The sequence below is a fragment of the Ralstonia sp. 24A2 genome (genome assembly GCF_051783885.1).
In the GTDB taxonomy this organism is placed as follows: domain Bacteria; phylum Pseudomonadota; class Gammaproteobacteria; order Burkholderiales; family Burkholderiaceae; genus Ralstonia.
Genome location: NZ_JBPVZD010000002.1, coordinates 505,336 through 531,061, shown reverse-complemented (window position 1 = coordinate 531,061; position 25,726 = coordinate 505,336). Strand labels below are relative to the sequence as shown.

At 61.2% G+C, this 25,726-nt stretch carries 23 protein-coding genes and 1 pseudogene; 11 read left to right on the top strand and 13 right to left on the bottom strand.

Annotation, left to right across the window (positions count from 1 at the left end):
* The first annotated feature begins 79 nt into the window (after positions 1-79).
* From ACS13N_RS07290 to ACS13N_RS07280, 3 genes and pseudogenes are all read left to right on the top strand, one after another.
* Positions 80-1,363, top strand: coding sequence for a hypothetical protein (locus ACS13N_RS07290; protein ID WP_438931030.1), 1,284 nt, complete (start codon positions 80-82; stop codon positions 1,361-1,363).
* A gap of 160 nt (positions 1,364-1,523) precedes the next feature.
* A pseudogene (locus ACS13N_RS07285) lies at positions 1,524-1,847 on the top strand (GGDEF domain-containing protein); the annotation flags it as partial.
* 708 nt (positions 1,848-2,555) lie between these two features.
* Complete coding sequence (locus tag ACS13N_RS07280; protein WP_438931029.1) at positions 2,556-2,762, top strand: hypothetical protein; 207 nt, start codon at positions 2,556-2,558, stop codon at positions 2,760-2,762.
* Positions 2,763-2,806: 44 nt separating this feature from the next.
* On the opposite strand, the gene ACS13N_RS07275 is transcribed toward ACS13N_RS07280, so the two are convergent.
* From ACS13N_RS07275 to ACS13N_RS07260, 4 genes are all read right to left on the bottom strand, one after another.
* Positions 2,807-3,055 (bottom strand): hypothetical protein, encoded by a 249-nt coding sequence (locus ACS13N_RS07275; protein ID WP_438931028.1) that lies wholly within the window; start codon positions 3,053-3,055, stop codon positions 2,807-2,809.
* 569 nt (positions 3,056-3,624) lie between these two features.
* Positions 3,625-4,380, bottom strand: coding sequence for a hypothetical protein (locus ACS13N_RS07270; RefSeq protein ID WP_438931027.1), 756 nt, complete (start codon positions 4,378-4,380; stop codon positions 3,625-3,627).
* Positions 4,381-4,443: 63 nt separating this feature from the next.
* Positions 4,444-4,707: a hypothetical protein gene (locus ACS13N_RS07265; RefSeq protein ID WP_438931026.1), complete on the bottom strand. Its 264-nt coding sequence runs from the start codon at positions 4,705-4,707 to the stop codon at positions 4,444-4,446.
* A 130-nt stretch (positions 4,708-4,837) separates the two neighbouring features.
* Complete coding sequence (locus ACS13N_RS07260; protein ID WP_438931025.1) at positions 4,838-6,811, bottom strand: APC family permease; 1,974 nt, start codon at positions 6,809-6,811, stop codon at positions 4,838-4,840.
* 293 nt (positions 6,812-7,104) lie between these two features.
* Between ACS13N_RS07260 and ACS13N_RS07255 the strand changes: the two genes are divergently transcribed.
* Together ACS13N_RS07255 and ACS13N_RS07250 are read left to right on the top strand one after the other, a co-directional pair.
* A complete protein-coding gene (locus ACS13N_RS07255) occupies positions 7,105-7,257 on the top strand; it encodes a hypothetical protein (RefSeq protein WP_438931024.1) in 153 nt (50 codons plus the stop codon).
* A gap of 133 nt (positions 7,258-7,390) precedes the next feature.
* A complete protein-coding gene (locus tag ACS13N_RS07250) occupies positions 7,391-7,816 on the top strand; it encodes a universal stress protein (protein ID WP_438931023.1) in 426 nt (141 codons plus the stop codon).
* A 129-nt stretch (positions 7,817-7,945) separates the two neighbouring features.
* Here ACS13N_RS07250 and ACS13N_RS07245 read toward each other — a convergent pair whose 3' ends face one another.
* Complete coding sequence (locus tag ACS13N_RS07245) at positions 7,946-8,740, bottom strand: hypothetical protein (protein ID WP_438931022.1); 795 nt, start codon at positions 8,738-8,740, stop codon at positions 7,946-7,948.
* 78 nt (positions 8,741-8,818) lie between these two features.
* The gene (locus tag ACS13N_RS07240) at positions 8,819-10,669 is read right to left on the bottom strand and encodes a hypothetical protein (RefSeq protein WP_438931021.1); all 1,851 of its coding nucleotides are present in this window, start codon (positions 10,667-10,669) and stop codon (positions 8,819-8,821) included.
* A 123-nt stretch (positions 10,670-10,792) separates the two neighbouring features.
* Between ACS13N_RS07240 and ACS13N_RS07235 the strand changes: the two genes are divergently transcribed.
* The 3 genes from ACS13N_RS07235 to ACS13N_RS07225 are packed head-to-tail and all read left to right on the top strand — an operon-like array spanning position 10,793 to position 13,470.
* Positions 10,793-11,770 carry a chromate resistance protein ChrB domain-containing protein gene (locus ACS13N_RS07235; RefSeq protein WP_438931020.1) on the top strand — a complete coding sequence of 326 codons (978 nt, stop codon included), beginning with the start codon at positions 10,793-10,795 and terminating at the stop codon, positions 11,768-11,770.
* 22 nt (positions 11,771-11,792) lie between these two features.
* Positions 11,793-12,995, top strand: coding sequence for a chromate transporter (locus ACS13N_RS07230; protein ID WP_438931019.1), 1,203 nt, complete (start codon positions 11,793-11,795; stop codon positions 12,993-12,995).
* A gap of 13 nt (positions 12,996-13,008) precedes the next feature.
* A complete protein-coding gene (locus ACS13N_RS07225) occupies positions 13,009-13,470 on the top strand; it encodes a chromate resistance protein ChrB domain-containing protein (protein ID WP_438931018.1) in 462 nt (153 codons plus the stop codon).
* A 102-nt stretch (positions 13,471-13,572) separates the two neighbouring features.
* Here the strand turns inward: ACS13N_RS07225 and ACS13N_RS07220 are convergent, their stop codons facing one another.
* Together ACS13N_RS07220 and ACS13N_RS07215 are read right to left on the bottom strand one after the other, a co-directional pair.
* Positions 13,573-14,526 (bottom strand): hypothetical protein, encoded by a 954-nt coding sequence (locus tag ACS13N_RS07220; protein ID WP_438931017.1) that lies wholly within the window; start codon positions 14,524-14,526, stop codon positions 13,573-13,575.
* 571 nt (positions 14,527-15,097) lie between these two features.
* Complete coding sequence (locus tag ACS13N_RS07215; protein WP_438931016.1) at positions 15,098-15,496, bottom strand: hypothetical protein; 399 nt, start codon at positions 15,494-15,496, stop codon at positions 15,098-15,100.
* A 131-nt stretch (positions 15,497-15,627) separates the two neighbouring features.
* Between ACS13N_RS07215 and ACS13N_RS07210 the strand changes: the two genes are divergently transcribed.
* Both ACS13N_RS07210 and ACS13N_RS07205 read left to right on the top strand, forming a co-directional pair.
* Positions 15,628-16,974 carry a GGDEF domain-containing protein gene (locus tag ACS13N_RS07210; RefSeq protein ID WP_438931015.1) on the top strand — a complete coding sequence of 449 codons (1,347 nt, stop codon included), beginning with the start codon at positions 15,628-15,630 and terminating at the stop codon, positions 16,972-16,974.
* A gap of 159 nt (positions 16,975-17,133) precedes the next feature.
* Positions 17,134-17,691, top strand: coding sequence for a sugar O-acetyltransferase (locus tag ACS13N_RS07205; RefSeq protein ID WP_438931014.1), 558 nt, complete (start codon positions 17,134-17,136; stop codon positions 17,689-17,691).
* A gap of 347 nt (positions 17,692-18,038) precedes the next feature.
* Here ACS13N_RS07205 and ACS13N_RS07200 read toward each other — a convergent pair whose 3' ends face one another.
* Positions 18,039-20,573: a hybrid sensor histidine kinase/response regulator gene (locus ACS13N_RS07200; protein WP_438931013.1), complete on the bottom strand. Its 2,535-nt coding sequence runs from the start codon at positions 20,571-20,573 to the stop codon at positions 18,039-18,041.
* A gap of 528 nt (positions 20,574-21,101) precedes the next feature.
* Here ACS13N_RS07200 and ACS13N_RS07195 point away from each other — a divergent pair.
* Complete coding sequence (locus tag ACS13N_RS07195) at positions 21,102-22,094, top strand: DUF2804 domain-containing protein (protein ID WP_438931012.1); 993 nt, start codon at positions 21,102-21,104, stop codon at positions 22,092-22,094.
* A gap of 15 nt (positions 22,095-22,109) precedes the next feature.
* Here ACS13N_RS07195 and ACS13N_RS07190 read toward each other — a convergent pair whose 3' ends face one another.
* The 4 genes from ACS13N_RS07190 to ACS13N_RS07175 all read right to left on the bottom strand — a co-directional run bounded on the left by ACS13N_RS07190 (position 22,110) and on the right by ACS13N_RS07175 (position 25,549).
* Complete coding sequence (locus tag ACS13N_RS07190; protein WP_438931011.1) at positions 22,110-23,351, bottom strand: serine hydrolase domain-containing protein; 1,242 nt, start codon at positions 23,349-23,351, stop codon at positions 22,110-22,112.
* A gap of 47 nt (positions 23,352-23,398) precedes the next feature.
* Positions 23,399-24,304 (bottom strand): alpha/beta fold hydrolase, encoded by a 906-nt coding sequence (locus ACS13N_RS07185; RefSeq protein WP_438931010.1) that lies wholly within the window; start codon positions 24,302-24,304, stop codon positions 23,399-23,401.
* Positions 24,305-24,544: 240 nt separating this feature from the next.
* On the bottom strand, positions 24,545-25,078 hold the full coding sequence (locus tag ACS13N_RS07180; protein ID WP_438932807.1) for a DUF6891 domain-containing protein: 534 nt from the start codon (positions 25,076-25,078) through the stop codon (positions 24,545-24,547).
* 45 nt (positions 25,079-25,123) lie between these two features.
* Positions 25,124-25,549, bottom strand: a complete 426-nt coding sequence (locus tag ACS13N_RS07175) for a lipocalin-like domain-containing protein (protein WP_438931009.1) — start codon at positions 25,547-25,549, stop codon at positions 25,124-25,126.
* Between the last annotated feature and the right edge of the window lie 177 nt (positions 25,550-25,726).

Below are 25,726 nucleotides of genomic sequence, written 5' to 3'. Positions count from 1 at the left end.
GTTGGTCAACTTTATAATCAACATGCGGTGAAAACCAAAGAAACGCACACATCAAACGAGAGTGGGAGGCGACTTGTTCTTGAAGAATGCAGAGGGAAGCTACGAGCCAGCTTTCTTCATTATCCGAATCGAATCTGACGAGCAGCCGGAAGAGCTTGCGGAGGCAAATGCGTCTACATTCGCTCACGAATATCTTCATCTTCTGCAGGACCTCATCATGCCCTACTGCATGCGTGGGAACATCGTCCTGCTAGAGACATTCCTGTTGCAGATTGCGAATGCAAGAGAGACGAGGGAGATGCACTTACCAAGCGACTACTCCGACGAGCATGTCCGACTTGCGAAGAAGATCCAGCAAGTCACTTGGGGAGGCTGGTCTTTTCAGAACGATGTTGGCCGGATCAATCAGATCAATCTCGAGGAGGAGATGGTCGACGGAAAAGGCTACAAGCTCCACAAGTACCTTCTTTCCGGTGACGGCTTCAATGGCTATCACTTTGGTGCTCGCGACCTGCTCGAGTACATCGCATCCAAGATCGAGGTACATCATTTCCCTGGCGGCCCCAAGCCGCCTGACCTTCCGTATCGGTCCGTTGATCTAGTTATTGATCACCAAGATTTGGCGTATTTGAGTGACGTGAAGCGTATCGCGCTGGCCGAGTACTGCCTGATGAACGACAACCCGGCGCGCCGGCTCATGGTCGTCATCGATGACATCAAGAAGGGGGTTTTCAACGGCACAGACCACGGCGACGACGATGCGTTCGTCCAGTTCCTACTGAGTTTGGAATGGGAAGCACAAGGCGTGAACTTCCGAACGATGGCAGAAAAGCTCGCCTGCCGTTATGAGGAACTCCGAGGCACATTGCAACAGCAGTTTCCCGAAAGTGCTTTTCCGGTGATCTATTCGTGGCTCGGTGAAGCCTTGAGCTACGCTCAGGAGGCAATGGCCGGACGTTCACTTTTCACCGCCTTGTACGCAATGAGCACTGAGCAGTTTCGCGAGGTAATGAGCATCGTGCTCTCGAAACTGGGTATTCCGCTTATCGCCAATAGAGGTGGGCAGTTGGGTACCACGCTCGGCGATGCGTCATCGAAATCGCAATTCATTCAGTTGCTGCTCGCATACCAGTTCTCGGAATACCTGAAGAGGGATGAGACCACTTGCCCGCTGTACTCAAATTGCGAACGGGAAACACCGGAGCTCATTGACGATAGCGATTGCATAGAAGCACCGTTTCGTCGCGCAGCAGACGAGGACTTGTGCCCTTTCGGGGTCTTCGTGAAGGCTATGGGTCTATCCACGGTGAGTTGGTACAAGAACGGCAAGTTGATCTCTGGTTTGCGATCAGGACCCTTCTGACCTGACAACACGTGAGCGGTAGCGTCGATCGCGCTGGATGGGTATCGGGTCAACCCTAGTACATGGGAGGTGCTGACCGCTTTGGGGCGGGCTCCCGTGCGCGGCGGTCAATCTTTAGCGCTCCCGCAGAAAAGACCATTCCACCATCGCGCCATCCATTGAGAAGGATGCCCTCTCGCATCTGGCCTAGGTCGCGCGGGAATCGATGCGCCCCCAAGACACGCTCGCGCGCTTTGGCGGCGAGGAGTTCGTCATCCTGATGCCCGACACGTGCCTGGAAGACGGCGTGCAAGCCATCGTCCGGCTTCAGCGCGCGCTTACCCAGCGCTTCTTTGTTGCCGGCAATACGCGGCTCTTTATTACGTTCTCTGCGGGTGTGGTGGAACTCGCCAAGGATGAAGCGCCCATGGATGCGATCCAACGGGCTGATCGTGCCATGTATCAGGCCAAGCGTGCGGGGAAGAACAAGGTTGCTGGTGCGTGATGCGTTCCTCTGTATTGTCCAGGCACCTCCCCCAAAAACTCTGCCTGTCGCGTCTTAGGGCGGGACCGTCACCCGTTGGTCAAGCGCTTTCACGTACGATCGCCCGAGTTGAGGGCTACACGTACAAGCCGTACTTGAGAACAAGGGCGGCTTCAAAGGCTGGGGGCCCGGAAACCTCCCAGTAGGAAGAATCAACAGCCACAAGGCGGCAGCATTCTTTTCCCTCTCGATAGCCAATGAACTCGCCATCAATAGTTTGGTAAATGTTGCGGTAAAGGGTGCGTAGCCATCTAAACCGACCACCCCAAACTCATCACGGGGTATCAAGACGATGATTTTGACGCTTGCAGGAGTGCGCGCCATTTCCTCCAAGCAACGACTCGGCCAGCAATACCACCAACGACGATGCTGCCCAGATAGACGAGACGCTCATTCAGAGACAGCTCAGACAGCACAGTATTCAGCAAGACGAATGCAAGGCCCAGGCAAACGACGCAGCCCACGAGACCATAGATTCTCGAGTCAACCAACTGGGCGCCCTGAATGTATGAGGTGGAGTGCCCTTTGGCTTCATAGATAAGGGTTGTTCCGCATTGGATGCAGTTCACGCTGGTTGCGGAATTTTGGGTATTGCATGCTGGGCAGAACATGTGGCTCCTGAGCGATCATGGTTTGAGGTGACATACGGTACTACGTTACCACCGGCTCATGCGACGACGGAGCGCGAACGTCTATACCGATGACGAGCGCAGCGAGCTCTTTCAGCTCTTGGCATCGGCGCCAGGAATACGGAACGTCGAGATCATCGAAAAGCACCCGAAGGGTGGCTATCGCACTTGCTTCGATTTATCGCCGGACGCCATCGACGACTTTGTTGCCTATCTGGAAGATCACGACTGGATGTCAGTGATGTAGCTAGTCCCCCGAGAGGCTTGGCACTGGAGTCCGGCAAGTAGAAATCAGTGAACGCCATCACCCTCCGGCGTATCAATCCCATCCCAAACCGTCAACGCCCGATACGCCCCCTCCGCATAATCCAAACACGTCCACAGATACTCCGCCTGCCGCACCTCATCCATCGCGCGGAAGTGCTCAAAACCACTGGCGTGCAACATGCTCAAAAACGCCCGCAGCTTTGAGAGCTTGTCGAACAAATCAGCATGCGCCTGATAGCGGCGAATATCGGGAACGGCTTGGGGGTCTGTCATGGCGATGTCTCCGTCGAAATGAGGAAACTCGCCACCCGGGGGGAGGGTGGGCGAGCACTGACAAGGTTGGAACCCGAGTACCGTCACTCGATCGGCGCGAAGCCGTCCCTGCCAGGCTCGCCCATAAAGGGGGAGCGGCCACGGGAGATTGACGACAAGGACCTATGCTCGGTCCCTGCCGGACGATACCGAGGGTTCCAATCCTCGGCCGCTTTCTCTCATGGCACGAAAGCGGCACCGGGAGCATAGGGGCCGCCTTCCAATGAAGCAATGCAGAACGGGACAATTCAGACTTTGCTGATGCGCTGCGTCCCGTGGAGCACGAGGCGGGCATTATCGCGCAGTAGCGTGGTCCCACTAAAAATCGCTCGTGGGGCTGAGGTGAGAAAAAGCCCGCTGGCGCGGGCTTGAGGTCGGTTGATATTGCACTGCTATGCGCACAGCGTGGCGCTGGCGGGCCGAGCTGGGCAATTTCCCGCCGCGCACTTCCATCTTGCAAACCACTTCAGCAACAACCTTGCGAATAGCGGTCCGCTCATCGAGCGTGTGCGGTAGTCCGTGGCAGGAGCCTAGTTGCCGAGCTGGCCAATCATGGCATCAAGCAGCCTGCGGTCTTCTGCGTCATCGAGCTTCGCGCGATCCGCTTCGAGCTTCTGGCGAAGCTCTTTTTTGTAGAACGGTTGGAATGCCCGCTTGAGGGTCGGCAACGTGTCGGCCATGGTCTTGAGCACCAGCGATCTGCCTGCTGCAGAAAAGCCGTGTTCTGCGGTGAGCATGACTTCAGCATCCCCCAATGTTGCCCCGAAAGGGGGTTGCCCATGCTTTACGTTGGCGACTCGGTCCGCGTACTTCTCATCTCTCGGGAAGGTAGGTATGAATGCGTCCGTCAGTTCCAGGCCCGCGACGGCGACGCGAAGCCGGTAGGCCACGATCGCGGCGGTTTCAAGCTGCGTCTTCCCAGCGCTGTCGCGAGGCGAATACACGTACAGCGTCATCAGCGTATTAACGCCGGTAGAAAGGGCGAGATAGTCCCCATAACGCGTCTCCAGCGGCACCGAAGGATTGCGGTAGAAGTCCAGGTTTTCCACGGCCGTCATGCGGTTAAGCACCGCGGCCCCATTGCTGTCCGAGAAACGGGGTAGGGGCGAATCACCCGACTGGAAGACATTCACGGCTTGGGTGTAGTCCGCACCTGTCCAGACGCGCGACGGCGTGGGGATTCCGGCTTTGACGTAAGGCGAGGGGGTATCGGTCTGATCGGTCTGGGCGATGGCCGGCTGGGCGAGGCTGAGCGCGAGGGCAGTGAGGAGGGTTGTGAGACGCATTGTTGATGGGTGTTCGTGCGGATTGCCGAAGCGTAATCCGCCTCCCTCGGCCCCCGCAACGCCTCAAACCTTCGACACCGGCTTCAACTCCCACATCGGCAGGTAATTCATGATCGGCCGCTCAAACGTGCCGCCCTTGTCGATAAAGGGCTTGCCCGAATCCAGCATCGGCTGGAACGTGTTCAGTTGCTTGGCCGCGTCCAGATCGGTCCACAGGCTCACGTTTGATAGCGACGAGGTCGACTCGTCCTCGCCCACATAAAAGGCGATCAATCCACGCATCGCCTCGATACCGGGCCGAAGCACCGGTTCGAGGTCGTTCATCATCTGCCGCATCTCGGCAAACTTATCCGGCGGACACCGAAGAATCGAGACTCTGACGACTGGCTGCATTGGAACGTCCTCTTGTTGAACTACGTGGAAAGACAGATCGGCCAATAGCGTATCCGCAACTCGATTACCCCACGTTCATCGGCAACAGCACCATCTGCTTGCCCTGCACGTGTAACCGCGTCTGGATTTCAAGCGGCGTCTGGTTGTGCAACCAGGCGGTGAGGAAGTTGACCTGTTTGAAGATGAGTTTGCTGGCAAAGCACACGCTGTTCGGGAAGGCGTCCATCGTGGTTTCAGCCAGGCGCGTGAATTCCGCAATCGGGTGCGTGCCGAAGGCGATGCGGTAGTCCGCCGCCATGCCGTGGCGCCGGCAGTGCGCCACGTAGTACGCTAACGATGCACTGATGGTCTGGCGCAGGTGGTCCAGATGTTCCGCGCCTTCATAGCTCTGTGCGTCCACCTCGCCCACGGCCAGGAAGATCACGTTCTTGAAGTGCCCCGGAAACAGCCGGTTCACCCACAGCAGCGCATGCATGCTTGCACCACGATGCTTGCCGACCAGCAGAATGGCAGTCGGCTGTGAAGGGTCTGGCTTGGCCGGGGCGCTGCTTTCGTCCACCGCCGGGGGCGTTCCGCCAAACAACGCATCTTCCTTGGCGATCAGTGCGCGGGTCTCGTCGTAATGCTGCCGGATGAGGAAGCACAGCGCCACGACCGCACTCGTGACCAGCACCGTCAGCCAGCCACCCGCCGTGAATTTCTCGACCAGCGTGATGACCAGCACCGTGCTAGTGACCGACAGGCCCAGGGCGGACAGCGCGAAGTGCTTAAGCCAGTTGCCGCTGTCCTTGCGGCGGCGCCACCAGTACGTGCACAGGCCCAGCAGCGAGAGGCTGAACGTCAGGAACACGTTGATGCTGTACAGCACCACCAGCACCGCCACCTCGCCGTGCGTCCACAGCAGGATGATGACGCTAGCCACGCCCATCACGATGATGCCGTTCTGCCGTACCAGCCGCGTCGACAGGTCACGGAAATGCCGCGGCACCCAGGAGTCTTGCGCCATGTTCGACAGCACCGCGGGGCCATCCAGAAAGCCCGTCTGCGCTCCCACCAACAGCAGGCCCGCCTCAAACGCCAGCACGGCGGCCAGCAGCCCACTGCGCGCAAGCGTGGAGTCGAGCCCCATGTGGTTGATCACGCTGCCAAACACCACCGCGTTGAGCGTCTGGCCCTCTACCGGCTTGGCCTGCCACAGCATGTACAGCAGGATGATGCCGCCCGCCGTAAAGGCCAGCGACGTTGCCATATACAGCATGGTGCGCTTGCCGGAGGGCACGCGCGGCTCGGCCAGCATGTTGACGTTGTTGGAGACCGCTTCCAGGCCGGTGTAGGTACCACCACCCATGGAGAACGCGCGCATCAGCAGGCCAAGCATCACCAGGGGGCCCAGCGCCTGCGACATGCCGTGCGCTTCGCCAACGGCCTCCGGCACCACCGCCGCCAGGTGATCGCCATGCACCGCCACGCCGTAGACGATCAACCCGAGGTGCAGCACGACAAAGCCAATGAAGATCGGCAGCAGCACCAGGATGGATTCACGCATGCCCCGGAAGTTGAGCCCCGTCATCAACACCACGATCACGAGTTCGGTGCCCAGCTTGAACGCTTGCGCGCTCACCGGCAGCAGGCTGAAGAACGCGTCGACACCGCTGGCGAGCGAGGTGGCGACAGTCAGCACATAGTCGACCAGCAGCGCCGCTCCCGACACCAACCCGGGACGGGCCCCCAGCAGTGCGGTGGCCACACGGTAGCCGCCGCCACCGGTCGGGAACAACTCGATCACTTGGTTGTAGCCCAGCGCGATGATGAACACCGTTGCAGCTGTGGCCAGCGCCAGAAACAGCGCCAGCGGGGTGTGCTGGCCCAACGCCAGGAACGCTTCTTCGGGGCCGTAGCAGGAGGAAGACAAGCCGTCCGCGCCAAGCCCGACCCACGCCAGCAAAGGCGTGACGGCAATGGCGTGGCGTGTGCGCGGGTCCAGTGGGTCCAGTGGCTTGCCGACCAGCAATTGCCACATCTTGGCCAAGCTTGCCATGGTGTCTCCCGTGCAACAGAGGATGGTGATGCGATCGGACCTTGCCGTGGCAGGCGGCTTTTTCTGTTTGGTGTTGGGTCGCTTGTACTGCTCAATTTAGGGCACCGCCGCCATGTGCGCCACCCGTGTCTGCCAAGGCTGCATTTGCGGCGCAGGCTGGCCGGGCGTGTGTTCGGGTGCCGCGCGTTTACGCGATTTTTGCGCCGCCGGTGTGACTCTCTACGCGTTTTTGATGGCTGGCTGGCTACCCTTGAGATGTGGCAATTACCCAGGCGCAATGCGCCCGAAACGAAATGGATCTGCTAGCTAGATGGCTGCTGGGTGTGGGCGCCGTGGTCGCCGCCATCGGGGTGTTCATCGCGCTCTATGTTGGTGAGCGTCGCGCATCGCAGCGCTATGACCACGCCATTGAGGATGGAGACTCGAACACGGCAGACCTGTCCTGAGCGATCTGCACATCGAATTGAGCGCGCGGCTTGCGACAAGCCATCGCGTATTGGAAACACCCTGTCCCGGCACTCGCAGGCAATCACCCGACTCACCCTGCCGCCGGTCAATCAACGTGATCTGGATTCTGCAATGCTCAAACTTCTCGTCCCCGTCAATGGCTCCCGCCACGCGCTTGATGCGGTACGCCATGCGGCCTTCCTCTGCCAGGACCGCTGTGCGTCGGGCATCGTGTTGCTGAACGTACAGTCACCGCTCGAAGGCGGCCGCGCCAGCGCGTACCACTCGATCGACGCGCTGCGCCAGCTGGAAGAACAAAGCGGTGAAGCGGCGCTGCATCAGGCACGCGCCATCCTGGACGATGCCGGTGCGCCCTATGTGGCGCAGATCCGGATCGGCCGCGTGGCAGAAACCATCGTGCAAACCGCTGCTGCCAACCAATGCGACATGATCGTGATGGGCACGGCGGCTCGCTCGCCCCTGGGCTCACTGATGGCGGCCCGGCTGTCGAACAGGCTGGTGCGCCTGTCGCGTATTCCGGTGACGCTGGTGCGCTGAACCGATTGACTCTGCGCAGCGGATTGCATTGGAAGCAGGCGATCCACGCGTGTCAGAAGGGCATACGAAGCACGTTCCACTTCGTGTTGTTCATGAAGGAAGCCATTGCGCGATCTGGATGTTGGGAAACTACGCGTCCTTGTAGCGCGTCGGCTGGCTCTTCTCCTTCTTGGGCGCGCCCTCCAACTCCACCAACATCGCATCAATGCGCGCCCGGTCTTCCGCGCCATCCACCTTCGCACGAGCGGCCACAAGCTTTTGCCGCAGCTCCTCCCGGTCATCGACAGAGAACACACCCAGCAGCGTCGGCAACGTTTCAGACAACGCCTTGATGACCACCGATCGATCCGCCGCAGAGAACGAGTTCCCCTGGATGAACAACTTCACGGCACTGGCAATGGCGGTCTTGAAGCTGGCCTCGCTCCTTCTCACCGCCTCCACGCGCGTGGCGTAGCTGTTGTCTCTTGGCAGCGCAAACAGAAGCTCTTTCTGCACGTTCAAAAAGGACGTTTTGGCGAAGAGCCCAAAGGCGACGAGCGCGGCGGTTTCTGGCTGCTCCTGCTCTACGGCATGGGCGGGGAACGTGGCGTAGTACAGCAGAATGATGCGACTGACGTTTGCCGAGATCGCCAAGCACCCATCGTACCGATCGCCCGCTGCAACGCCATTGTCGTAACAGACGTGGAGGTTTTCCGTGGCCGTCATGCGGCTCAGGATGGCGGCGCCATCGTGGTCAGCGTAGCGAGGCAAGGCGATCACTTTCGATTGCAGCACGCTCAACGCCTGGGCGTAGTCTTCCCCGGTCCACACGCGTGACGGGGCCGGCATGCCGGCCTTGACGTAGGCAGAGGGTTGGCCCGCCTGGCCCATTGCCGGCTGGGCGAGGCAGAGCGCGAGGGCGGCAATCAATGGTGCGATGCGCATGGTTCTCTCGAATTGTGGGTGACTGCTGCTAAGGGGCATTGCCTGCAAAAGCCGCGCAAACTCAGCGGCGACCCAACGCTAGCGGGCATTGATCGGCGGCCGTGCGTACTTGGTCCACCACAGATCGTTCGTGGCGTCACCACGGAGCGATTGCACATCCACATGGGGCTCGGGTTGGCCCCGCAATTTCCATGGCTCGCCTCCCACAACTCGGTCTCCTCCCAGCTCGACGAGCATCGCATCGATACGGGCGCGGTCTTCTGCACCACCAAACTTCGCACGGGCGGTTGTGAGCTTGCGCACCAGTTCCTGCCTGTCATAGGCGGAAAACATGCTTTTGTACGCTGGCAGCGTGTCAGACGCGGCCTTGAGCATCACGGTTCTGTCAGCCGCTGAGAACCCGTCCTTTGAGTCGAGCATCTTTATGTAGTCGAAGAACGCCCGCACGGTTTTGGCGTCTGCGGCTGCCTTTTGCGCAGCAAGATTTTCGTCGCTTGGGTGCACGCCGTTCAGCAACGCTGCAAGCTCCCCTCTGACGCGGAGCACGTATGCGGCAAGCGCCGCCAGCTCCGGCGCAGATTGCACCGCACGGTCGCTCGGCAAGGCAGCAACATACAACTGGAGCACGTTAGCGACGCTTGTCAGGATGACGTAACAGCTGCGGTACCGTTCCGCCCCGGCCCTGCTTTGGTCGTGGCAGACGGCAAGGTTTTCCGTGGCCGTCATGCGGTTCAGGATTGCCGTGCCGTCGCCATCAGAAAAGCGAGGCAATGGGGCCGCGCGGGATTTGAGAACGCTCACCGCTTCGGCGTAGTCCTCCCCATTCCAAACGTGTGATGGAGAGGGCATGCCTGCCGTGACGGAGGAAAGCGGCCGATCTGCCTGAGCCGTTGCCGGCAACGTTCGTTGCCCGCGCTCTCCACCCAACTCCAGGATCATCGCGTCAATGCGGGCGAGGTCTTCTGCGCTATCAAACCTCGCGCGCGCGGTCGCAAATTTGTGCACCAGTTCCTGCTTGTCATTGGCAGAGAACAAGCGCTTATACGCAGACAACGTGTCAGACATGGCCCGAAGCAACACCGATCTGTCAGCCGTGGAAAGCCCGTCCTTCATGTCGAGCATCTGCGCGTAATCGAAGAACGCCCGAAGGGTTTTGGTGTCTCCAGCGGCCTGTTGCTTCGTAAGGTTTCCGTCGTTCTGGTGAGTGAGCAGAACGTCTTTCTGCAACGTCGCAAGCACCCCTCCAATACGGAGGATGTACCCGGCCAGCGCTATCAATTCAGGTGCGGATTTCGCGTCGCGGGCCTCCGGCGCGGCGCCGTACAGATCAACCAAGTCCGCAACGTTTGCCAGGATCACAAAGCAGGTCCCGTACCGCGCATCCGCGGAGCTGTCTTGGTCTCGACAGCGGTCGAGGTGTTCCGTTGCCGTCATGCGGTTCAGGAGAGCTGCACCCGCCGGGTCGGAAAACCGGGGTAGCGGGACGGCGTGGGCCTTGAGCACGCTCACCGCTTGCGCGTAGTCATCCCCCATCCACGTGCGTGACGGGGAGGGGATTCCCGCTTTGACGTAAGCAGAGGGTTGATCCGCCTGGGCCATGGCCGGCTGGGCGACGCAGAACACAAGAGCCGCGACAAGACTTATGAGACGCATTGTTTTATTGATCTGTGGTGACTGCGTTTTTCTGGGGATGACTGGGTTGCCTGCCTGCGAACAAGCCGCCACTTTTTCATCCAGACCGCATCTTCGAACAACGGCTTCCCGCAAACGGCGGCTGATAACCGATCGCCGTGCCATGGATTCATGGAAGTCACGCGACAACAAGACGTGCGAACCTGAGCCTTCCGACCGGGCCTCCCATGCACTATCGACTGGGGCCAGGTTTTTCTGAAGTGCGGCCGAATCGCTCCCGGTGCCGACGCTCGCCATCTGCACCGACGCTCGTCATCTGCGGGGCAGACGAAGGATAACGGCTTGGCCGGTTGTGCCCCCCAAAAATGTAGCGACCTCTACACCATTGCAGCAGTCCATACGGCTACCTATGCTGCTGTCATGACTGCCAATTCCACCGCCCCCAACTCCAACTCCTGGCTCCTGCTGATCATCAGCCTGCCCACCGCCAGCGCCACGGCGCGCATGCGCATCTGGCGGGCGCTGAAGGCCATTGGCTGCGCCGCGTTGCGCGACGGAGCCTACCTCTTGCCCGCGCACGCCGAGCAGGCAGCGCAACTGCGCAGCCTTGCCGACGAGGCCCTGCAGGAAGACGGTCAGGCGTGGCTGCTGCGCGTGCAGGCCCAAGACGCCGCAGAAGACAGTGCCTACCGTGCCTTGTTCGATCGCACGGCCGATTACACCGACTGGCTGGCCGAACTGGCGGAGGCCCGCAAGACGTTCCCCAGCCTGGGGGCGGCCGAACTCAATCGGCTGCAGCGCCGCCACGATCGCGCCTATGAGGCCATCCGCAAGATCGATTTCTTCCCCGGCGAGACGTCCATCCGCGCCGATGCGCAATGGCGGGACTTTGCTGCCGCCGTCGAATCCGTTCAGTCGCCGGGCGAACCCCAAGCGGCCGCCGGCAACATCGCGCGCCGCGACCCCACCCACTACCAGGGGCGCCTGTGGACAACACGCCGCCACCTGTGGGTCGACCGGGTCGCCTGCGCGTGGCTGATCCAGCGCTTTATCGACCCGCACGCCCGCTTCCTCTGGCTGGAAAGCCCCGCCGATTGCCCGGCGGATGCCCTGGGGTTCGACTTTGACGGCGCCACCTTCACGCACGTGGGCAACCGGGTGTCGTTCGAGGTGCTGATGGCCAGCTTCGGGCTGGACGACAACCACGGGTTGGTCCGGCTCGGCGCCGTGGTGCACGCGCTGGACGTGGGCGGATCGACCGTGCCGGAAGCCGGCGGCTTTGAAGCCATCCTGGCGGGCGCGCGCAAGCGGCTGGCCAATGACGACGTGCTGCTGGCCGAGATCGGCAGCGTGCTGGACTCGCTGTACACCCATTTCTCCGGCAGCCGGAAACCCTAGTTCACACCATCGGGCCCCCAAGATGAGCGCAACCCCGCAAACCACCTCGCCACCGCAAGCAGGGCACGAACGCCCGACATACACGTTGTGGCAACTGCTGCTGTACTTCGCGCGCCTGGGCACCTTCGGCTTTGGCGGTCCGGTGGCGCTGGCCGGCTACATGCGCCGCGATCTGGTGGAAACACGCCAGTGGATTACCGAGGGCGACTACAAGGAGGGCCTCGCGCTGGCCCAGCTCGCCCCTGGGCCGCTGGCTGCGCAACTGGCCATTTATCTCGGCTATGTGCATTACCGCATTCTGGGGGCCACGCTGGTCGGCATCGCATTCGTGCTGCCGTCGTTCCTGATGGTGGTGGCGCTGGGCTGGGCTTACGTGCGCTTTGGCGGGCTGACGTGGATGCAGTCGGTGTTCTACGGCGTGGGCGCGGCGGTCATCGGCATCATCGCCATCAGTGCCTACAAGCTCACCACCAAGAGCGTCGGCAAAGACAAGCTGCTGTGGTTCGTCTACCTGGTGCTGGCGGGCGTCACGGTCGCTACCGAATCGGAGGTGGCGTGGCTGTTCCTGGCGGGCGGCGTGCTCGTCTGGTTCTGGCGCGCACCGCCCAAGTGGGTGCGCCAGGGCAGGATGAACGCGCTGGCAGCCACGCCCATTCCTGTGGCGAGCGGCCTCTTCAGCACGATCGACTGGCCGTTGCTGTCGCAGATCGGCGTGTTCTTTGCCAAGGCGGGGGCCTTCGTGTTCGGCTCGGGGCTGGCCATCGTGCCGTTCCTGTACGGCGGGGTGGTCACCGAGCACCACTGGCTCAATGAAAAGCAGTTCGTCGATGCCGTGGCCGTGGCGATGATCACGCCGGGCCCGGTCGTCATCACGGTCGGCTTTATCGGCTACCTGATCGCAGGTTTGCCCGGTGCGTGCGTGGCAGCGCTCGGGACGTTCCTGCCGTGCTACCTGTTCACGATCCTGCCGGCACCGTACTTCAAGAAGTACGGCAAGCTGCCCGCCATCCTGGCCTTTGTGGATGGCGTAACGGCGGCGGCGGTGGGCGCCATTACCGGCGCGGTGATCGTGCTGGCCAAACGCTCGATCGTCGACGTGCCGACGGTGCTGCTGGCGCTGGCAACCGTCGTGCTGCTGGTGAAGTTCAAGAAGCTGTCGGAGCCGGTCATTGTGGCAAGCGCTGCCCTGATCGGCCTGGCGGTGTACCCGCTGCTGCATCACTGACAAGGAGGCCGCCATGCAATGGATCACGCGCGAGCGCCCCAAGATCGACCGGATCGCCTGCCCCTGGCTGATCGCCCGCTTCATCGACGAGACACCGGATTTTCTCTACGTGCCGCCGGGCGATGTACTGCGCATCGCCAACGAGACGGGCGCCATTCCGTACGACATTCCCGGCGTGGAACTCACCCACGTGGGTGAGCTGTGCAGCTTCGATGCCTTCCTCGATCAGTACCACCTGGGTGAGGACGCCGCCTTGCAGCACCTGGCCCGCATCGTGCGCGGCGCCGATACGTCGCGGCTGGACCTGACGCCGGAATCGAGCGGGCTGTACGCGATCTCACTGGGCTTGTCGCAGGTGTTTGCCAACGACCACGAAATGCTGGAGCACGGTCTGGTGATGTATGACGCGCTCTATGCTTGGTGCAAGCACTGTCAGGCGGAAACACACAACTGGCCGCCCAAGATGCCCGCGTAGCGGCGGGCCAAAAGCTTGAGGTTCCTGAACGTTGCGCCGCAAACAGGAAGGAGGGGCACCGACAACGTGCTCCTCCCCCAGCGTCAATTTCAACAGCGCCGCTCAGCGCAACGTCCAGACGATTGCCGTATTCGTGCTGTCGTTCACCACCGCAAATTGCGATTGACCACTACTGCTCTGTCCAAACGCGAGGCCGAACGCAGAGCCAGGGGACGGATCCACCTGCATCTGCGCAACGAACTGTCCCTGCGGGGTGAACTCGATGATCTCGCTCGGTTGATTCTGACCAGAGGCAATCGCATCGCCATTCGCTGTCACCAGATCGCCATTCGGCGCAAGGGCCAATGCCAATGGCCCGGCGAGGTAGTTCGTGTCTTGAAAGACGATCGTTCCCGTTCCGTTGCTATGCGCGAGCGTTGAAGCGCTCGCGATGGCGAACACCTTGTTGTCATTCGTCGAGGCGACATACAGCACATCATGGGCGGCGTCATAGGCCAGCCCTGTTGGGCCGACAACGAGTGCTGCGGAATCAGGACGGTGCGCATAGCCAGACGCGATGATGTGCGAGCTTGGCAGGAGCGTCGCGCCGCCCGCGCCAATGTTGAGATCGATCCTGGCCACCGTGCCGTTCAACACGTTCGACACAAACACCGTGACCTGCGGGCCGTTATCGATGAGGACGGTCATGAACCACGGGCCATCCAGCAGGGTGGGATCTTTCAGCTCGCTGAGAAGCTTGCCTTGCGGGGTGATCACCAAGAGCGAGCCGGTCGAGGAAATGGCGGTGCCATTCGTCGTCGGAAGGTTGCCGACCAGCACATAGCCACTCTTCAACACAGCCAGCGCGGTGGTCAGCCCCAGGTTCGCCCCTTGGAAGAAGAGCACTGGCTTGCCGTCGGTCACCAGCTTCACGATGGTTGTTCCGGTGCCTTGCTTGTTGGAGGCGGCGTTGAAGTTGGACACCACAACGTCCCCCGGCTGCAGCATATTCCCCGCCGGTACGCCGGCCGGCACGAAAGCAATGCCGTACGGATTGACGTCCTTGTTGCTCGGCACGGTTGACGCCACCGTGGAGGTGGGTGGAAGGATGGGCTGTCCGCCTGCAATGGATGCCCCCAACGACAACACAGCGAGGCCGATACCACATAGGATGCCGCGTAGATGCCGAGGCATGGACTGCGTTGGAGGAGAGACGATCGGCGGGTGGGTCCCCCGCCTGGGTGATTCGGCGGCAGACAGCTGACGCGAGGCTTGCATTGGGCACCTCCTTCTTCTTGCGGAGCACCCCGGCCGCGTGGGCGGCTGAGGAAAGCTCAGAGCGTCTGCAAGGCTGCAACGCGAAAACCATCGAGGCAAACGTTGCAGGCGTCTCACGAATTCCCTGAGCAATCCGCCGCGCATCTGAAGGTATCTGCCCACCGCTGCGCATTGAATTTTGCCCAGGGCGACGGCCGCCTCCGTACAGAGGCGACTGAGATTCAGTTTAGGTGATGGCGTCTATTTTTCATGGGGCTGCGCGTTCATGAAGCACGAAAAACGCGCGCCTCGGCTTGCTCTGGCGCATCGATCCCGTCGTAGATCGTGAGCGCCGTCTCGTCGCTACGTGCGATGAATCGCGAATCTATCGTTACTCAATGCGCGCTTCGTATCGATTGAGTTGTTTCATGACAGACCGATTGTTCTGATATCGCCTCTTGAGCGCTGCAAGGCGCTTGTCTGTCCCCGCGCAGTAGATGTCCAGGCTGTCAGCAATGAACTGCCGCCGTTCAATCTGTTCCGGGCTGTTGCCTTCGGAGGGCTCCCCGCGAAAGTGCTCACACGTGTCCCGTTCGGCAATGAAGGCTTTGACCTCTTTGGGATAGGAAGCCCCTTGAGCCTGCGCCAATGACGAGGCGCTCAATAGCAAGGCAAAACCCGCGAACTTCAATGTCATATGGCGTCTCGACGGATAGGTGGCAGTCATTCCGGCAGGAGAATATCGTTCAGGCAATAGCAGCCAGTAAATACCCTGCGGCGCGGTACTCATCCTGCCATCCAGTACAACTACGCGCGCCTATGCAGCAAAACACCCACACCAACTTTTGATCGACTGTCCTAGGCGCGTGTAACCATGGACAATCGCCCTCGAATCCCGCCCCGCAAACCTGCAGCTTAGGTATGACAGAAAAAACCCCCTCGGAGACCGCTCGGCACGCCCTCAAGCTGCTGGCCTCGCGCAGGTTGGCCCCCACGCCGGACAACTTTGCCTCGATCTACTACGAAATCTCCGGCAACAAGCCCAACGGCCACACCCTGGATGCGGAGCGGATGGTCCTGGTGCGGGAGTTGTGCGAACAGCTCGCACGCACGGTTGAATACTGTTTGCCTGCGCTGGGCGATGACAACGCCACGATCGGCCCCACAGCCCGCGTGCTGATCAAGGCTTGCCGCTCAGAATCAGAGACCCTTGGCAGCCTGAACACCAAGCTGGCGACGTTCAACCACCGGCTGTCCCTGGCGGCGGCAGATCAGAGCGAGATCCGCAAGTCGTTGCTGAATCTGCTGCAGCTCGTCTTTGAGAACATCGGCGAGCTGTCCTTGGATGACCGCTGGCTGCGCGGGCAAATCGACGCCCTGATGAAAGCCAGCGAACCCCCTGTCAGCCTGCGCCGGCTTGAAGACGTGCGGCGGCGCCTCAAAGAGGTGATCCAGAAGCAGGGCGCGTTGAAGGCGAAGTCGCTCGAAGCGCAGGAGGAGATGAAGTGGCTGCTGGCGTCGTTCATGGAGCGGCTGTCTTCGGCCGCGGAAAGCTCCGGCGAGCACCACCGCCAGATGGAGGCGTGCGTCAAGAAGATCGAATCGGCCAGGACCATCGCCGATATTGCGCCCGTGATCCAAGACGCGCTGGCAGCCACGCGCTGGATGTCCTTGGTTTCGGCGCGTCATCACGAAGAGCTGTCGGCGATGCGGAAGCGGGCCGAAGACGCGGCAGCGGAAGTGGCGCGGCTGCATCAGGCGCTCGACCTGGCGTCGGCATCGGCACGTCATGACCTGCTGACCGGCGCGCTCAACCGCAAGGGCCTGGAAGAAGCGCTGGCACGCGAAGTTGCCCGCGCCGCGCATCTGAAATCTGCGCTTTCCATCGCCTTCATCGACATCGACAACTTCAAGTCGATCAACGATGCGCATGGCCATGGCTTTGGCGACGATGCCCTGTCACATCTGGCCCAGGTCGCGCGCGAAGCGATGCGCCCTCAAGACACGCTCGCGCGCTTTGGCGGCGAGGAGTTCGTCATCCTGATGCCCGACACGTGCCTGGAAGACGGCGTGCAAGCCATCGTGCGGCTGCAGCGTGCGCTGACCCAGCGCTTCTTTGTGGCTGGCAGTACGCGGCTCTTTATTACGTTCTCCGCAGGCGTGGCGGAACTCGCCAAGGATGAAGCGCCCATGGACGCGATCCAGCGGGCTGATCGCGGTATGTATCAGGCCAAGCGGACGGGGAAGAACAAGGTTGTTGGTGCGTAATGCGTCGTGCGGGATAGGGCGGGACCGATACCTCGAACGTTGCAGACTGGCCGAGAGCCGTCGCTCGCGGCGCAAAAGGGGTAACAACCGCTTCCGCCCCACAGCGGACACTGAGGAATCATTCCGGAACTGTCGCCAGCATAGATACGGAAACACCAAATGACGAATGACGATCGCGCCAAGATAGTGCGGGGGCAGACGCCCGAATCAGCGACGATGGTGGCAAATGTGAGAAGAGCGGGGGCGATCACCGCCGCGCTTAACCGGCTATCGTTCAACGATGCTGATGAAGTTCGTGCCGTATTCAGCGAACTCATCGGTCAGCCCGTAGACAAGAGCTTTGTGCTGATCCCTCCCTTCTATACCGCCGGCGGAGACGAAATTCGCGTAGGGCGAAATGTCTTCATCAATCAGAACTGCACCTTCTACGACCTAGGCGGCCTCCATATCGCAGACGATGTGATGATCGGGCCGAACGTAAGCATCATTACGACGGCGCATCCCTTGGATCCTTCGCAGCGCCGATCCGTCACCATCGGAAAGCGCATCGTGATTGAGCGAAACGTCTGGATTGCCGCTGGCGCAACAATTATCGGTGGCGTGACGGTGGGCGAGAACTCGGTTGTTGCTGCGGGATCGGTCGTCACCAAGGACGTTCCCCCGAATAGCCTTGTCGGAGGAAATCCGGCGCGTTTCATTCGTTCGGTCGATGGTTAGCCTCTCAATCAAGCGGGCGTCACAAGGCTCGTTTGACTACGTGCCAAGTCAACGGCGGCTTATGGCCGGTTCCAGCCGACGGCGCCTCGATGGCTCGCGGCCGGCCCAAACCGACCCGTCGCAGCCCATCACATCAGTTGATGTTCAGCGGCAGACATCAGAGTGGCTCCGTCGCTGATAGGCTTCAACCTACTCGTCCTCAAGCTACGCATCGACTTGGTCCCGAGCGGACCGGTGCTCTTGAGGTTGCCGCCACCGGCTGGCGGACTGCCGTACGTTCGCGACGTGTTCTTCGGCCGCGGCGCATGAGGACATGTGCGGTAAGAAGGGGGCCGCTGCAGGGCGTGTCAGATCGCGGCCTGCTTCAGCCGCGTCAGCTGAGCCAGCCGGGCGAAGTCCACGACTTTGGCAGCTTGCAGAATCTGGCGGGCGAAGTCGACCTGTTCGGGGCGGCCATGCAGCCGTGCCTCAGCCCAGGCTTCAATATCGCTAAGGCGCCCCTGCCCAATCAACTCACGCAGCGTTGCGTGCGCCTCCAGGTCAATTGCGCTGGCTGGTGCCTCGGGCTGCAAGTGCTCCAGCGCAGCCAGCAACTGCGCCGCATCGGCCGGCTTGAGCAATTCGGCGTCAAAGGCAAGCCCGGCCGGATAGCCTTCTGGGCATCGGGCCGGTTGGGCGGAATACAGCAGCACGGGCGGTGGCTCCGGCTGCTTGCGCAGCGCAGCCAGTAGCGCCCACCCCCCCGTTTTTGCCATTACCTGGTCGGAGATCACGGCGTCGACAGCGTGCCGTTGCACCAATTGCAGCGCCTCGTCGCCATCGGCGGCCTGAAGCACGCAATGGCCGGCCTGTTGCAGCCAGTGGGCGGTGAGTTCGCGGCTGGACACTGTGTCATCGGCCACCAGTACAGTCAGGCTGCGCGTGGCATGAGGCACCCAGGCCGAGCGCATTGCATTGGTAGCCAGCAACATGGCCTCGCTGCTCAGCTCCAGGTGCAGGATGAAGGCAAAGGAGCTACCGGCACCGATCCTGCTGGTGACGGTCAGTTCGCCGCCCAGCTTGCGTACCAGCAACTGGGCGATGGACAGGCCAAGGCCGGTACCCTCCCGCCCAGCTGCGTTTTCGGCCCGTTCGAACGGTTGGAACAGGCGCGCCATCGCCACAGCGGGAATGCCGATCCCACTGTCGTGCACCTCGAAGCGCAGCGTCACATCGTCCTCTTGCCTCGCCAATCGGCGCACGGACAGCCGCACCGTGCCGTGATCCGTGAACTTGGCGGCATTCGACAGTAGATTGGTCAGGATCTGGCGCAACCGCTTGAAGTCGGTGAGCAGCACCGGCGGTACGCTCTCATCGCTATCGAGCTCGAAGCGGTTGCCGTTGACACTGGCCAGTTGGCGGGCGTCCTGCGCAATGCTTTCGACAAAGGCATGCCAATAGGCAGGGGCCGGGCGCAGCTGCACTTCCTCCTTCTCCGCCCCGGCGAAATCCAGCAGTTCATCAATCAGTTCGAGTTGGTGGCGCGCGTTCTGCTCAATGGCCCGGCGGCTCATTTGCAGGTCGACACCGGTCTGCTGCATCAGCTGCGCGTACCCGATGATCGTCGCCAGTGGTGCACGCAGGTCGTGACCGATGTGAGCGAGTAGCCGGCTCTTGGCTTGGTTTGCGGCTAGTGCAGCGTCGCGTGCTTCCGCCAACTCGCTGGTACGCTCTGCCACTTTGTGCTCCAGCGCATCGCGTTCGTGCTCGCGCATGCTCAGCAACTCGGCCAGCGCCTGTTCTTTCTGCAGATGCACCCGGCGTACCTGCTGGGTGAACGCCGCCAGCAGCAGCACCGGGTAGGCAATGGTTGCCCACGGTACATAATCCGCGAGCCCATTCAGCCCGTGCCAGCCAAGCGCTTGATAGGTACGGGGTACATTGCCTAGCAGGAAGACGACCGAAGCGAGCAGGTACGCCCACGCAACTGCCGCGCCGCGCAACAGCATCCACAGGCAGAGCAAAGGCACGATCACGGTCGTCAGCACGGCGATCGAGGTGCCGAGCATGGCACCAAGCGTGTAGTCGGCGCCCAGCGCCAGTATGGTCGACACCACCAGCCCGCCACACATCGCGATGAAGAGCTTGTTCCAGCGTGGCATGTGGATGTTCATCCGTAACAGATCACGGTAGAACAGCAGGTGGAACAGGATACAAAGATTGATACTGAACTGGATCGCCTGCGTGGCCCAGCCGGTGGCCTGTGGCCACAGGAAGCGGAACGCCCAGCCCTTGACGCTGAAATCGCTCAGCACAAAGCACAGGGTGGTCAGTCCGTAGAAAACGTAGCCGCGCTCGCGTAGTGCCAGGAACAGTATCAGGCTGTAGAGGCCAATCATCAGCATGCCTCCTGCCACCAGTCCGTCCTCCCACCTCTTAGCGGACTCGGCGTGACGGAATGCTTCAGGCGACCACAGCCGTGGCTCCATCGAGAGGGCGGTGCTGCTTGCCACGCGCCAGTACAGTTCGCGTGTTTCGCCCGGCCCTAACGTGATTGCAAATACAGGCTGCACCGCGTCGATCGGGCGCTTGGCAAACGGTTGTGAGGTGCCGGCCTGCGCCACCTGCCAGCGCCCTTGCTCGAACTGGTAGAAGGCGACTTCCTGCAGACGCGCCCAGCCCACCTCGAGCCAGACCGTGCGTGGATAAGGATCGGTGTTGATCAGCCGGGTTCTCAGCCAGAAGGCAGAGCGCGAATAGCCCGGGGTGAGCTGCGTCGCCGTGACCGGGACAAACTGCCCTCGCGCCATCGCCTCGGTCAACGTGGCGGTATGGCTCGGGTCTTCCCACCGTTCGACGAAGGGTTGCAGCGCTCGGCCCTGTTCGCTCGGTTGCAGGAGCACTGTCGCCGCCGCTTGCGTGGCTAGGCACCAGCCGCAGCCTACGCAGAACGCCAAGCAGTACAAGAAGTGTGCAACGTATCGGCTTATCATCGTTCGCCCTCCGGGCGGTTGCGCACCGCCTCTTCACTTACGTAGGCGATCACGGTGAACCTGGAACGCTCACGGAACACCGCTGATAATTTTTGCTCGCACGAGAAAGCAGGGCGGCTGTTAGCTGGCTCAAGTATCACGTTGCACTGTTAAATGTTCTAAGCACGTGAATGCCTGTTCTTGGATCGAGTTCAGCCGTACTCGTTGGGGGACAGCTGCTGTTCAACGCAAAGACACCGACCAATGTCTGGAAACCGCACTATAGCGGGAGCGACGGCTCGAATCTCCTGCGGCAGATAGCAAAGGCGCGGGGCAACATCAGGGCACACCCTCCGGCATTGCTGCAACGCCCGTCCGTACAGCCACTTCAAACGCCACATGTCGCGTCAGGTGGCGTGTAGAGTCACCGCACTCCGCCCACGACCTACGCGACACACCATGACTACATCGCGCCTCCCTGCAGCGCCCAGCCAACTGGTGCTTGAACACGGCCTGCCTGCGTTTGGCATGTATGAAGGGATCGTGGAACAGCTGGACTGGCAGCCGTTGAAGACAACGCTCTACCAGCGACTGACCCGCAAGCTGCATCACAAGCGTTGGCAATATGCGGCCATTGCACATCCGGATTACTTCATCGGCGCAGCGATTGTTGATGTGGGTTGGACAGGCACCGCGTTCGCCTACCTGTTCGACCGGCAACGCCGGGAAGTTGTCGGTGCGACAAGTGCAAATGGATTGCCGGGTGTGTCCGCAAAGATGGAAGACCGCGCCTTTGGTCATGCGTCTTTCACGACCGGAAGTTGCCGCATGGCCTTCCAGCGCAAACGCGATAGTCTGACCCTGACCATTCAGTCACCCAAGCTGCGGCTGGCCGCAGACATCCAACTGACGCGCATGCCGCCTGTGCTGGCATCCATTGCCCCCGCCAACTGGCTCGCGCACTCGACACACAAGAGCGGCGGGCTGAAAGTCAGTGGCACCGCCGATTGCCCGGACAAACGCTATCGGCTGGATAGTGCTGTGGCATCGCTGGACTACTCGAACGGCCTGCTAGCGCGGGAAACGCATTGGCGCTGGGCCAGCGCGCACAGTCATGACATGGGCTTCAACCTGCAGCAAGGCTATATGGCGGATGCCGAAAACGCCGTGTGGCTGCATGGCAAGCTGATCCGCGTCGGCGCGGTCGAGTTTGATTTCGATGCGAAGCAGCCACTGCAACCGTGGCACATCCGCAGTACCAATCGGCAGGTCGACCTGACATTCACGCCGGAAGGCGCGCGCAGCGAAAACAAGAACCTGCTCATTGCCGCCAGCCGTTATATCCAGCCGATCGGCCATTTTGATGGCGAGATCGTGGATCCGGACACGGGCATCCGGCATGCAGTGCAGGGGCTGCCCGGCGTGACCGAAGACCACACCTCGCGCTGGTAAGGCAGCAGATTCGCTTCAGCGAGCAAACCTCTCCACAACACCGCGCCACAACGCCTCCCGCTCTGCGCCCAGGTGGGCACCGCTCGCATCGCCCGATGCGTCCTGCCCCACGGCAAGGTGGACCATGGTCAGCTTGGATTGCGGATCCACGTAGATTGCCTGTCCATGGATGCCCAGCAGCACGACCCGCCGTGCCTCCCCCGGGAGGAGCCAAACCTGAAAGCCATAGCCGTAATAGCGGCTACCGTGATAGACCATCTGTCCGGGGCGAAACGGCTCCGGCTGGCGCGATGCGTCCGTCATGTTCAACAGGAAGTCGCGCGGCACCACTTGTTGACCCTGCACCACGCCATCGTTGGCAAGCATGGCCCCGAGGCGAGCGTAGTCGCGCGCCGTTGCGTTGAAGCCGCCTTGCGCAAATGCTGATCCATCGGATTGGCGCACGAGATAGGTCGCCTTGGATTGCGCGCCCATCGGCTTCCATAGGTTTTCATCCACGAAGTCGCACAGGCTGCGTTGCGTGGCTGCCTGGAGCACCAGTCCCAATACTTCGGTTTGCGCTCCCGCGTAGTTGAAACGCGTACCCGGCGGATCGGCACGCTCGCTCACTTGTGCGGCTGCCGCAAGCACCCCTTGCTTGGCTGCCGTCTTGAGGAATCGCGCCCGATCGTCAGTGGGGGTGTAGTCCTCCACATACTTTGCGCCGGAGGCCATGCGCAGCAAATCGACAATGCGCGTTGCACCGTACAGGGTGCCGGCAAGCCCAGGCACGTATTGGTCGGCGCGATCCTCCAGCGAGTGCAGGCTTCCGTCCTCCAGTGCCTTGCCGATCGCGAGCGCAGCCAGCGTCTTGGCCATCGAGTTGGACAGCATGCGCATGTCTTGCGTGCGGTCGTAGCCGTAGTGTTCCGCCAGGATGGTGCCGTCCTGAACGATCAGAACGGCGGTCGCGCGCTGATGCTGCATGTAGTCCGCAAGCGTGTAGTCACCGCCACGAAAGCGATACCGGAAGTCGGCTTCCTTTTCCGCGATCTTGAGCGGCACCGGTTTGTCGGCCGGCGCGAGTTCGCAGGACGGTGAGAGCCGATCCATGCCGCTAAAGGAACCCACGATGTAAGGAGCTTCGTGGATGCGCGCCGCGCTTGGCGCCAACGGATAACCTTGCTTCTGGCCCAGCAGGTCTTCATCGGGCGATGCCGTAGCGACGCTGCAGGCGAGCAGCCAGCACGCGGCGGCATAGCGTTGGCGTGTCTTCATGAACGGAGTGGCGATTGGTTTGCCGGGCGCGTGAAGATCAGACGCTATTACGCGAGGAACTTGACGATCGCGCTCACGGTAGCTTGCGGCTGCTCCTCCATCAACCAATGCCCGGCATTGGGAACGACCAGCTCTTGCACGTTGGTGGCGGCATTGCGCATGACGATTGCCTCGTTCTGGCCGAAGGACTTTTCACCGCCGATGGCCAGCACCGGCATGGTCAGCTTGGTCGCAAGCGATTTCTGATTGTCTTCAGCGTCTTGCGGAATCGACAGGAACTGCGCGAACGCAGAGTGCATGGCGCCCGGCTTCGCATAGAGGCGCGCATAGTGCACCCGCGTTGCCTCGTCGATCTTTGTGCGGTCTCCGGCAAATTCATTCCAGAACCGATCCAGGTAGATCCGCTCGCGGCCCTTCACCAGACGCTCCGCATCGGGGCCGCCAAACGAGAAGTGCCAGAGGGCAGGCGAGCGGACGATCTGTTCCCACGGCGGGACGCCCGGCACCGGGGCATCCATCACGACCAGTCGTGTCGTCTTGTCCGGATAGCGCGCCGCATAGGCGAAGGCAACCATGGTGCCGATGTCGTGGCCGACCACGTCAGCCTGATCGATGTTCAGGTGCGTCAGCACAGCCCGGATGTCGCCCGCCTGCGTGCGTTTGTCGTAGCCGCCATCAGGGTGCGACGACAACCCCATGCCACGCAGATCCGGAACCACCACGGTATGAGTGCGTGCCAGCTCGGTGGCCAGCGGCGCCCACATGTCGCCCGTGTCGCCAAAACCGTGCAGCAAGACCACCGCCGGCCCGCTGCCGCACACGCGCACAAACAGGGTCGCCCCGTCGGTCTGGATGTTCTGGTGGCGACAGCCCGGCGGATACGGCTTCACCTGTGCCTGTACAACGGGCGTCATGGCCAGCATGAGTGCAATGGCTGCAAACAGTTTTCGCATGATTTGTTCTCTGGGGAGGAATGCCGGTGTCGATCGGGAAACGGCACGCTGACTCTGCTCGGGCCGTATGACAGTGCGCTACGCAAACCTCACCAAGCGTAGTACGCGCCATGCGTGGTGCAAGGATGAAAGAGAGGGGGTTGCCGTGTTCAAAGCGAAGTCGATACGGTTGAGGGCTGATAGCAGGCGTCAGAGGTGAAGACAACGCCAACGCCTGAGCAAATACATGCACGTTGGACGCTAGGCCTGCCGCCTCTTCCAATCGAACGCTGGAATGTTGATTCGCGTCGCGACAGATCCATCCCACGACACATCAAACCCCGCGAGCGTAAGCGCTTCTGCAACGCGGCGGCCCACAGCGGAACCACGCGCCTTGTCGTCGGCCAAGTCGCCAAAGGCGATCATGATGCCGTGTCCGTCCAAGGCCCTGTCCACGTCCTGCCCGTGATAGAAGCAGTATCCGTGGTAGTGGCCCTTCGGGGCGTCTTCCACGGCTTCTGATACGTCTGAGTGGCCATCTGACATGGTGTACCCAGCGTTGGCCAAAGCACAGATCCCGTCTTCGTGAAGATGGTAGAAAACACGATCGAGGCGGTCGCAATCCGTCTCCGAAGGCCAGGACGCTTCTGCGGCCACCTTGCGCTCAAACTCCGACGCAATGAAGGCTTCCAACCGGCTCACATCGCAGTCGGACTCCAGGACGTCGTCCATCATCTCTCGAACGTGAGCCGGTTCATAGAAACCGGACCACACCCATCTGGTGATGCATTCCATTACGTAAGCTTCGCTGTCTGTCACGTGATCGCCTCGTCGAGAAAGTTACTCGCGTCTGAAACTGAGAACACCTCTTCCGATTGGATTGCCGGGAACCAACGGATTCGGCATCCAGGCCGTGCTAACGACGAGCGTGTCTCCATCGAGCATGTAGAAGCGCTCCTGCTCAGTGCCGTTCCAGGCTTCATTCCAGGACGAATCAATCGTGGTGATGAACCTGTCCGCCTCTGTCCGATACCGCCCCGTATAGGCCATGACCGTACGGAAAAGCGCCACCAGCTTCTCGTCGGTATTCCCGGGCTCCCGCGCCTTTGCGGTGACCAGCACCATCATTCGCCCATCCGTGCCGAACATCAGGTACCCATTGGGATCAGCGCCCCACGGTTGCATGCGCTCCTTTGAATCCTGAAGCTCCGTCTCAAACGACACCAACCGCCAGGAACCATGGAGCTTTGCGTCGCGTTCGGACATATCCCACCTTGTAGTCGTTCGACTCAACGTATTTGCCTATCGGATATTGGGTACGTTGCCATGCCAACTGCAATCGCACCATCCACCCCAAGGTACCCCACAGAGGGTTTATAGGTTTACTTCTTTATGTATACAGATAGTAGTAGTAGATAACGGTGGATAAGTTCTGTGGATAAG

What these genes read in the sequence shown, in the direction of transcription:
- ACS13N_RS07280 (WP_438931029.1), top strand. Translation starts at nt 2,556, where the DNA reads ATGCGACGACGGAGCGCGAACGTCTATACCGATGACGAGCGCAGCGAG.
- ACS13N_RS07275 (WP_438931028.1), bottom strand. Translation starts at nt 3,055, where the DNA reads ATGACAGACCCCCAAGCCGTTCCCGATATTCGCCGCTATCAGGCGCAT.
- ACS13N_RS07270 (WP_438931027.1), bottom strand. Translation starts at nt 4,380, where the DNA reads ATGCGTCTCACAACCCTCCTCACTGCCCTCGCGCTCAGCCTCGCCCAG.
- ACS13N_RS07265 (WP_438931026.1), bottom strand. Translation starts at nt 4,707, where the DNA reads ATGATGAACGACCTCGAACCGGTGCTTCGGCCCGGTATCGAGGCGATG.
- ACS13N_RS07260 (WP_438931025.1), bottom strand. Translation starts at nt 6,811, where the DNA reads ATGGCAAGCTTGGCCAAGATGTGGCAATTGCTGGTCGGCAAGCCACTG.
- ACS13N_RS07255 (WP_438931024.1), top strand. Translation starts at nt 7,105, where the DNA reads ATGGATCTGCTAGCTAGATGGCTGCTGGGTGTGGGCGCCGTGGTCGCC.
- ACS13N_RS07250 (WP_438931023.1), top strand. Translation starts at nt 7,391, where the DNA reads ATGCTCAAACTTCTCGTCCCCGTCAATGGCTCCCGCCACGCGCTTGAT.
- ACS13N_RS07245 (WP_438931022.1), bottom strand. Translation starts at nt 8,740, where the DNA reads ATGCGCATCGCACCATTGATTGCCGCCCTCGCGCTCTGCCTCGCCCAG.
- ACS13N_RS07240 (WP_438931021.1), bottom strand. Translation starts at nt 10,669, where the DNA reads ATGGCGAGCGTCGGCACCGGGAGCGATTCGGCCGCACTTCAGAAAAAC.
- ACS13N_RS07235 (WP_438931020.1), top strand. Translation starts at nt 10,793, where the DNA reads ATGACTGCCAATTCCACCGCCCCCAACTCCAACTCCTGGCTCCTGCTG.
- ACS13N_RS07230 (WP_438931019.1), top strand. Translation starts at nt 11,793, where the DNA reads ATGAGCGCAACCCCGCAAACCACCTCGCCACCGCAAGCAGGGCACGAA.
- ACS13N_RS07225 (WP_438931018.1), top strand. Translation starts at nt 13,009, where the DNA reads ATGCAATGGATCACGCGCGAGCGCCCCAAGATCGACCGGATCGCCTGC.
- ACS13N_RS07215 (WP_438931016.1), bottom strand. Translation starts at nt 15,496, where the DNA reads ATGAGTACCGCGCCGCAGGGTATTTACTGGCTGCTATTGCCTGAACGA.
- ACS13N_RS07210 (WP_438931015.1), top strand. Translation starts at nt 15,628, where the DNA reads ATGACAGAAAAAACCCCCTCGGAGACCGCTCGGCACGCCCTCAAGCTG.
- ACS13N_RS07205 (WP_438931014.1), top strand. Translation starts at nt 17,134, where the DNA reads ATGACGAATGACGATCGCGCCAAGATAGTGCGGGGGCAGACGCCCGAA.
- ACS13N_RS07195 (WP_438931012.1), top strand. Translation starts at nt 21,102, where the DNA reads ATGACTACATCGCGCCTCCCTGCAGCGCCCAGCCAACTGGTGCTTGAA.
- ACS13N_RS07190 (WP_438931011.1), bottom strand. Translation starts at nt 23,351, where the DNA reads ATGAAGACACGCCAACGCTATGCCGCCGCGTGCTGGCTGCTCGCCTGC.
- ACS13N_RS07185 (WP_438931010.1), bottom strand. Translation starts at nt 24,304, where the DNA reads ATGCGAAAACTGTTTGCAGCCATTGCACTCATGCTGGCCATGACGCCC.
- ACS13N_RS07180 (WP_438932807.1), bottom strand. Translation starts at nt 25,078, where the DNA reads ATGGAATGCATCACCAGATGGGTGTGGTCCGGTTTCTATGAACCGGCT.
- ACS13N_RS07175 (WP_438931009.1), bottom strand. Translation starts at nt 25,549, where the DNA reads ATGTCCGAACGCGACGCAAAGCTCCATGGTTCCTGGCGGTTGGTGTCG.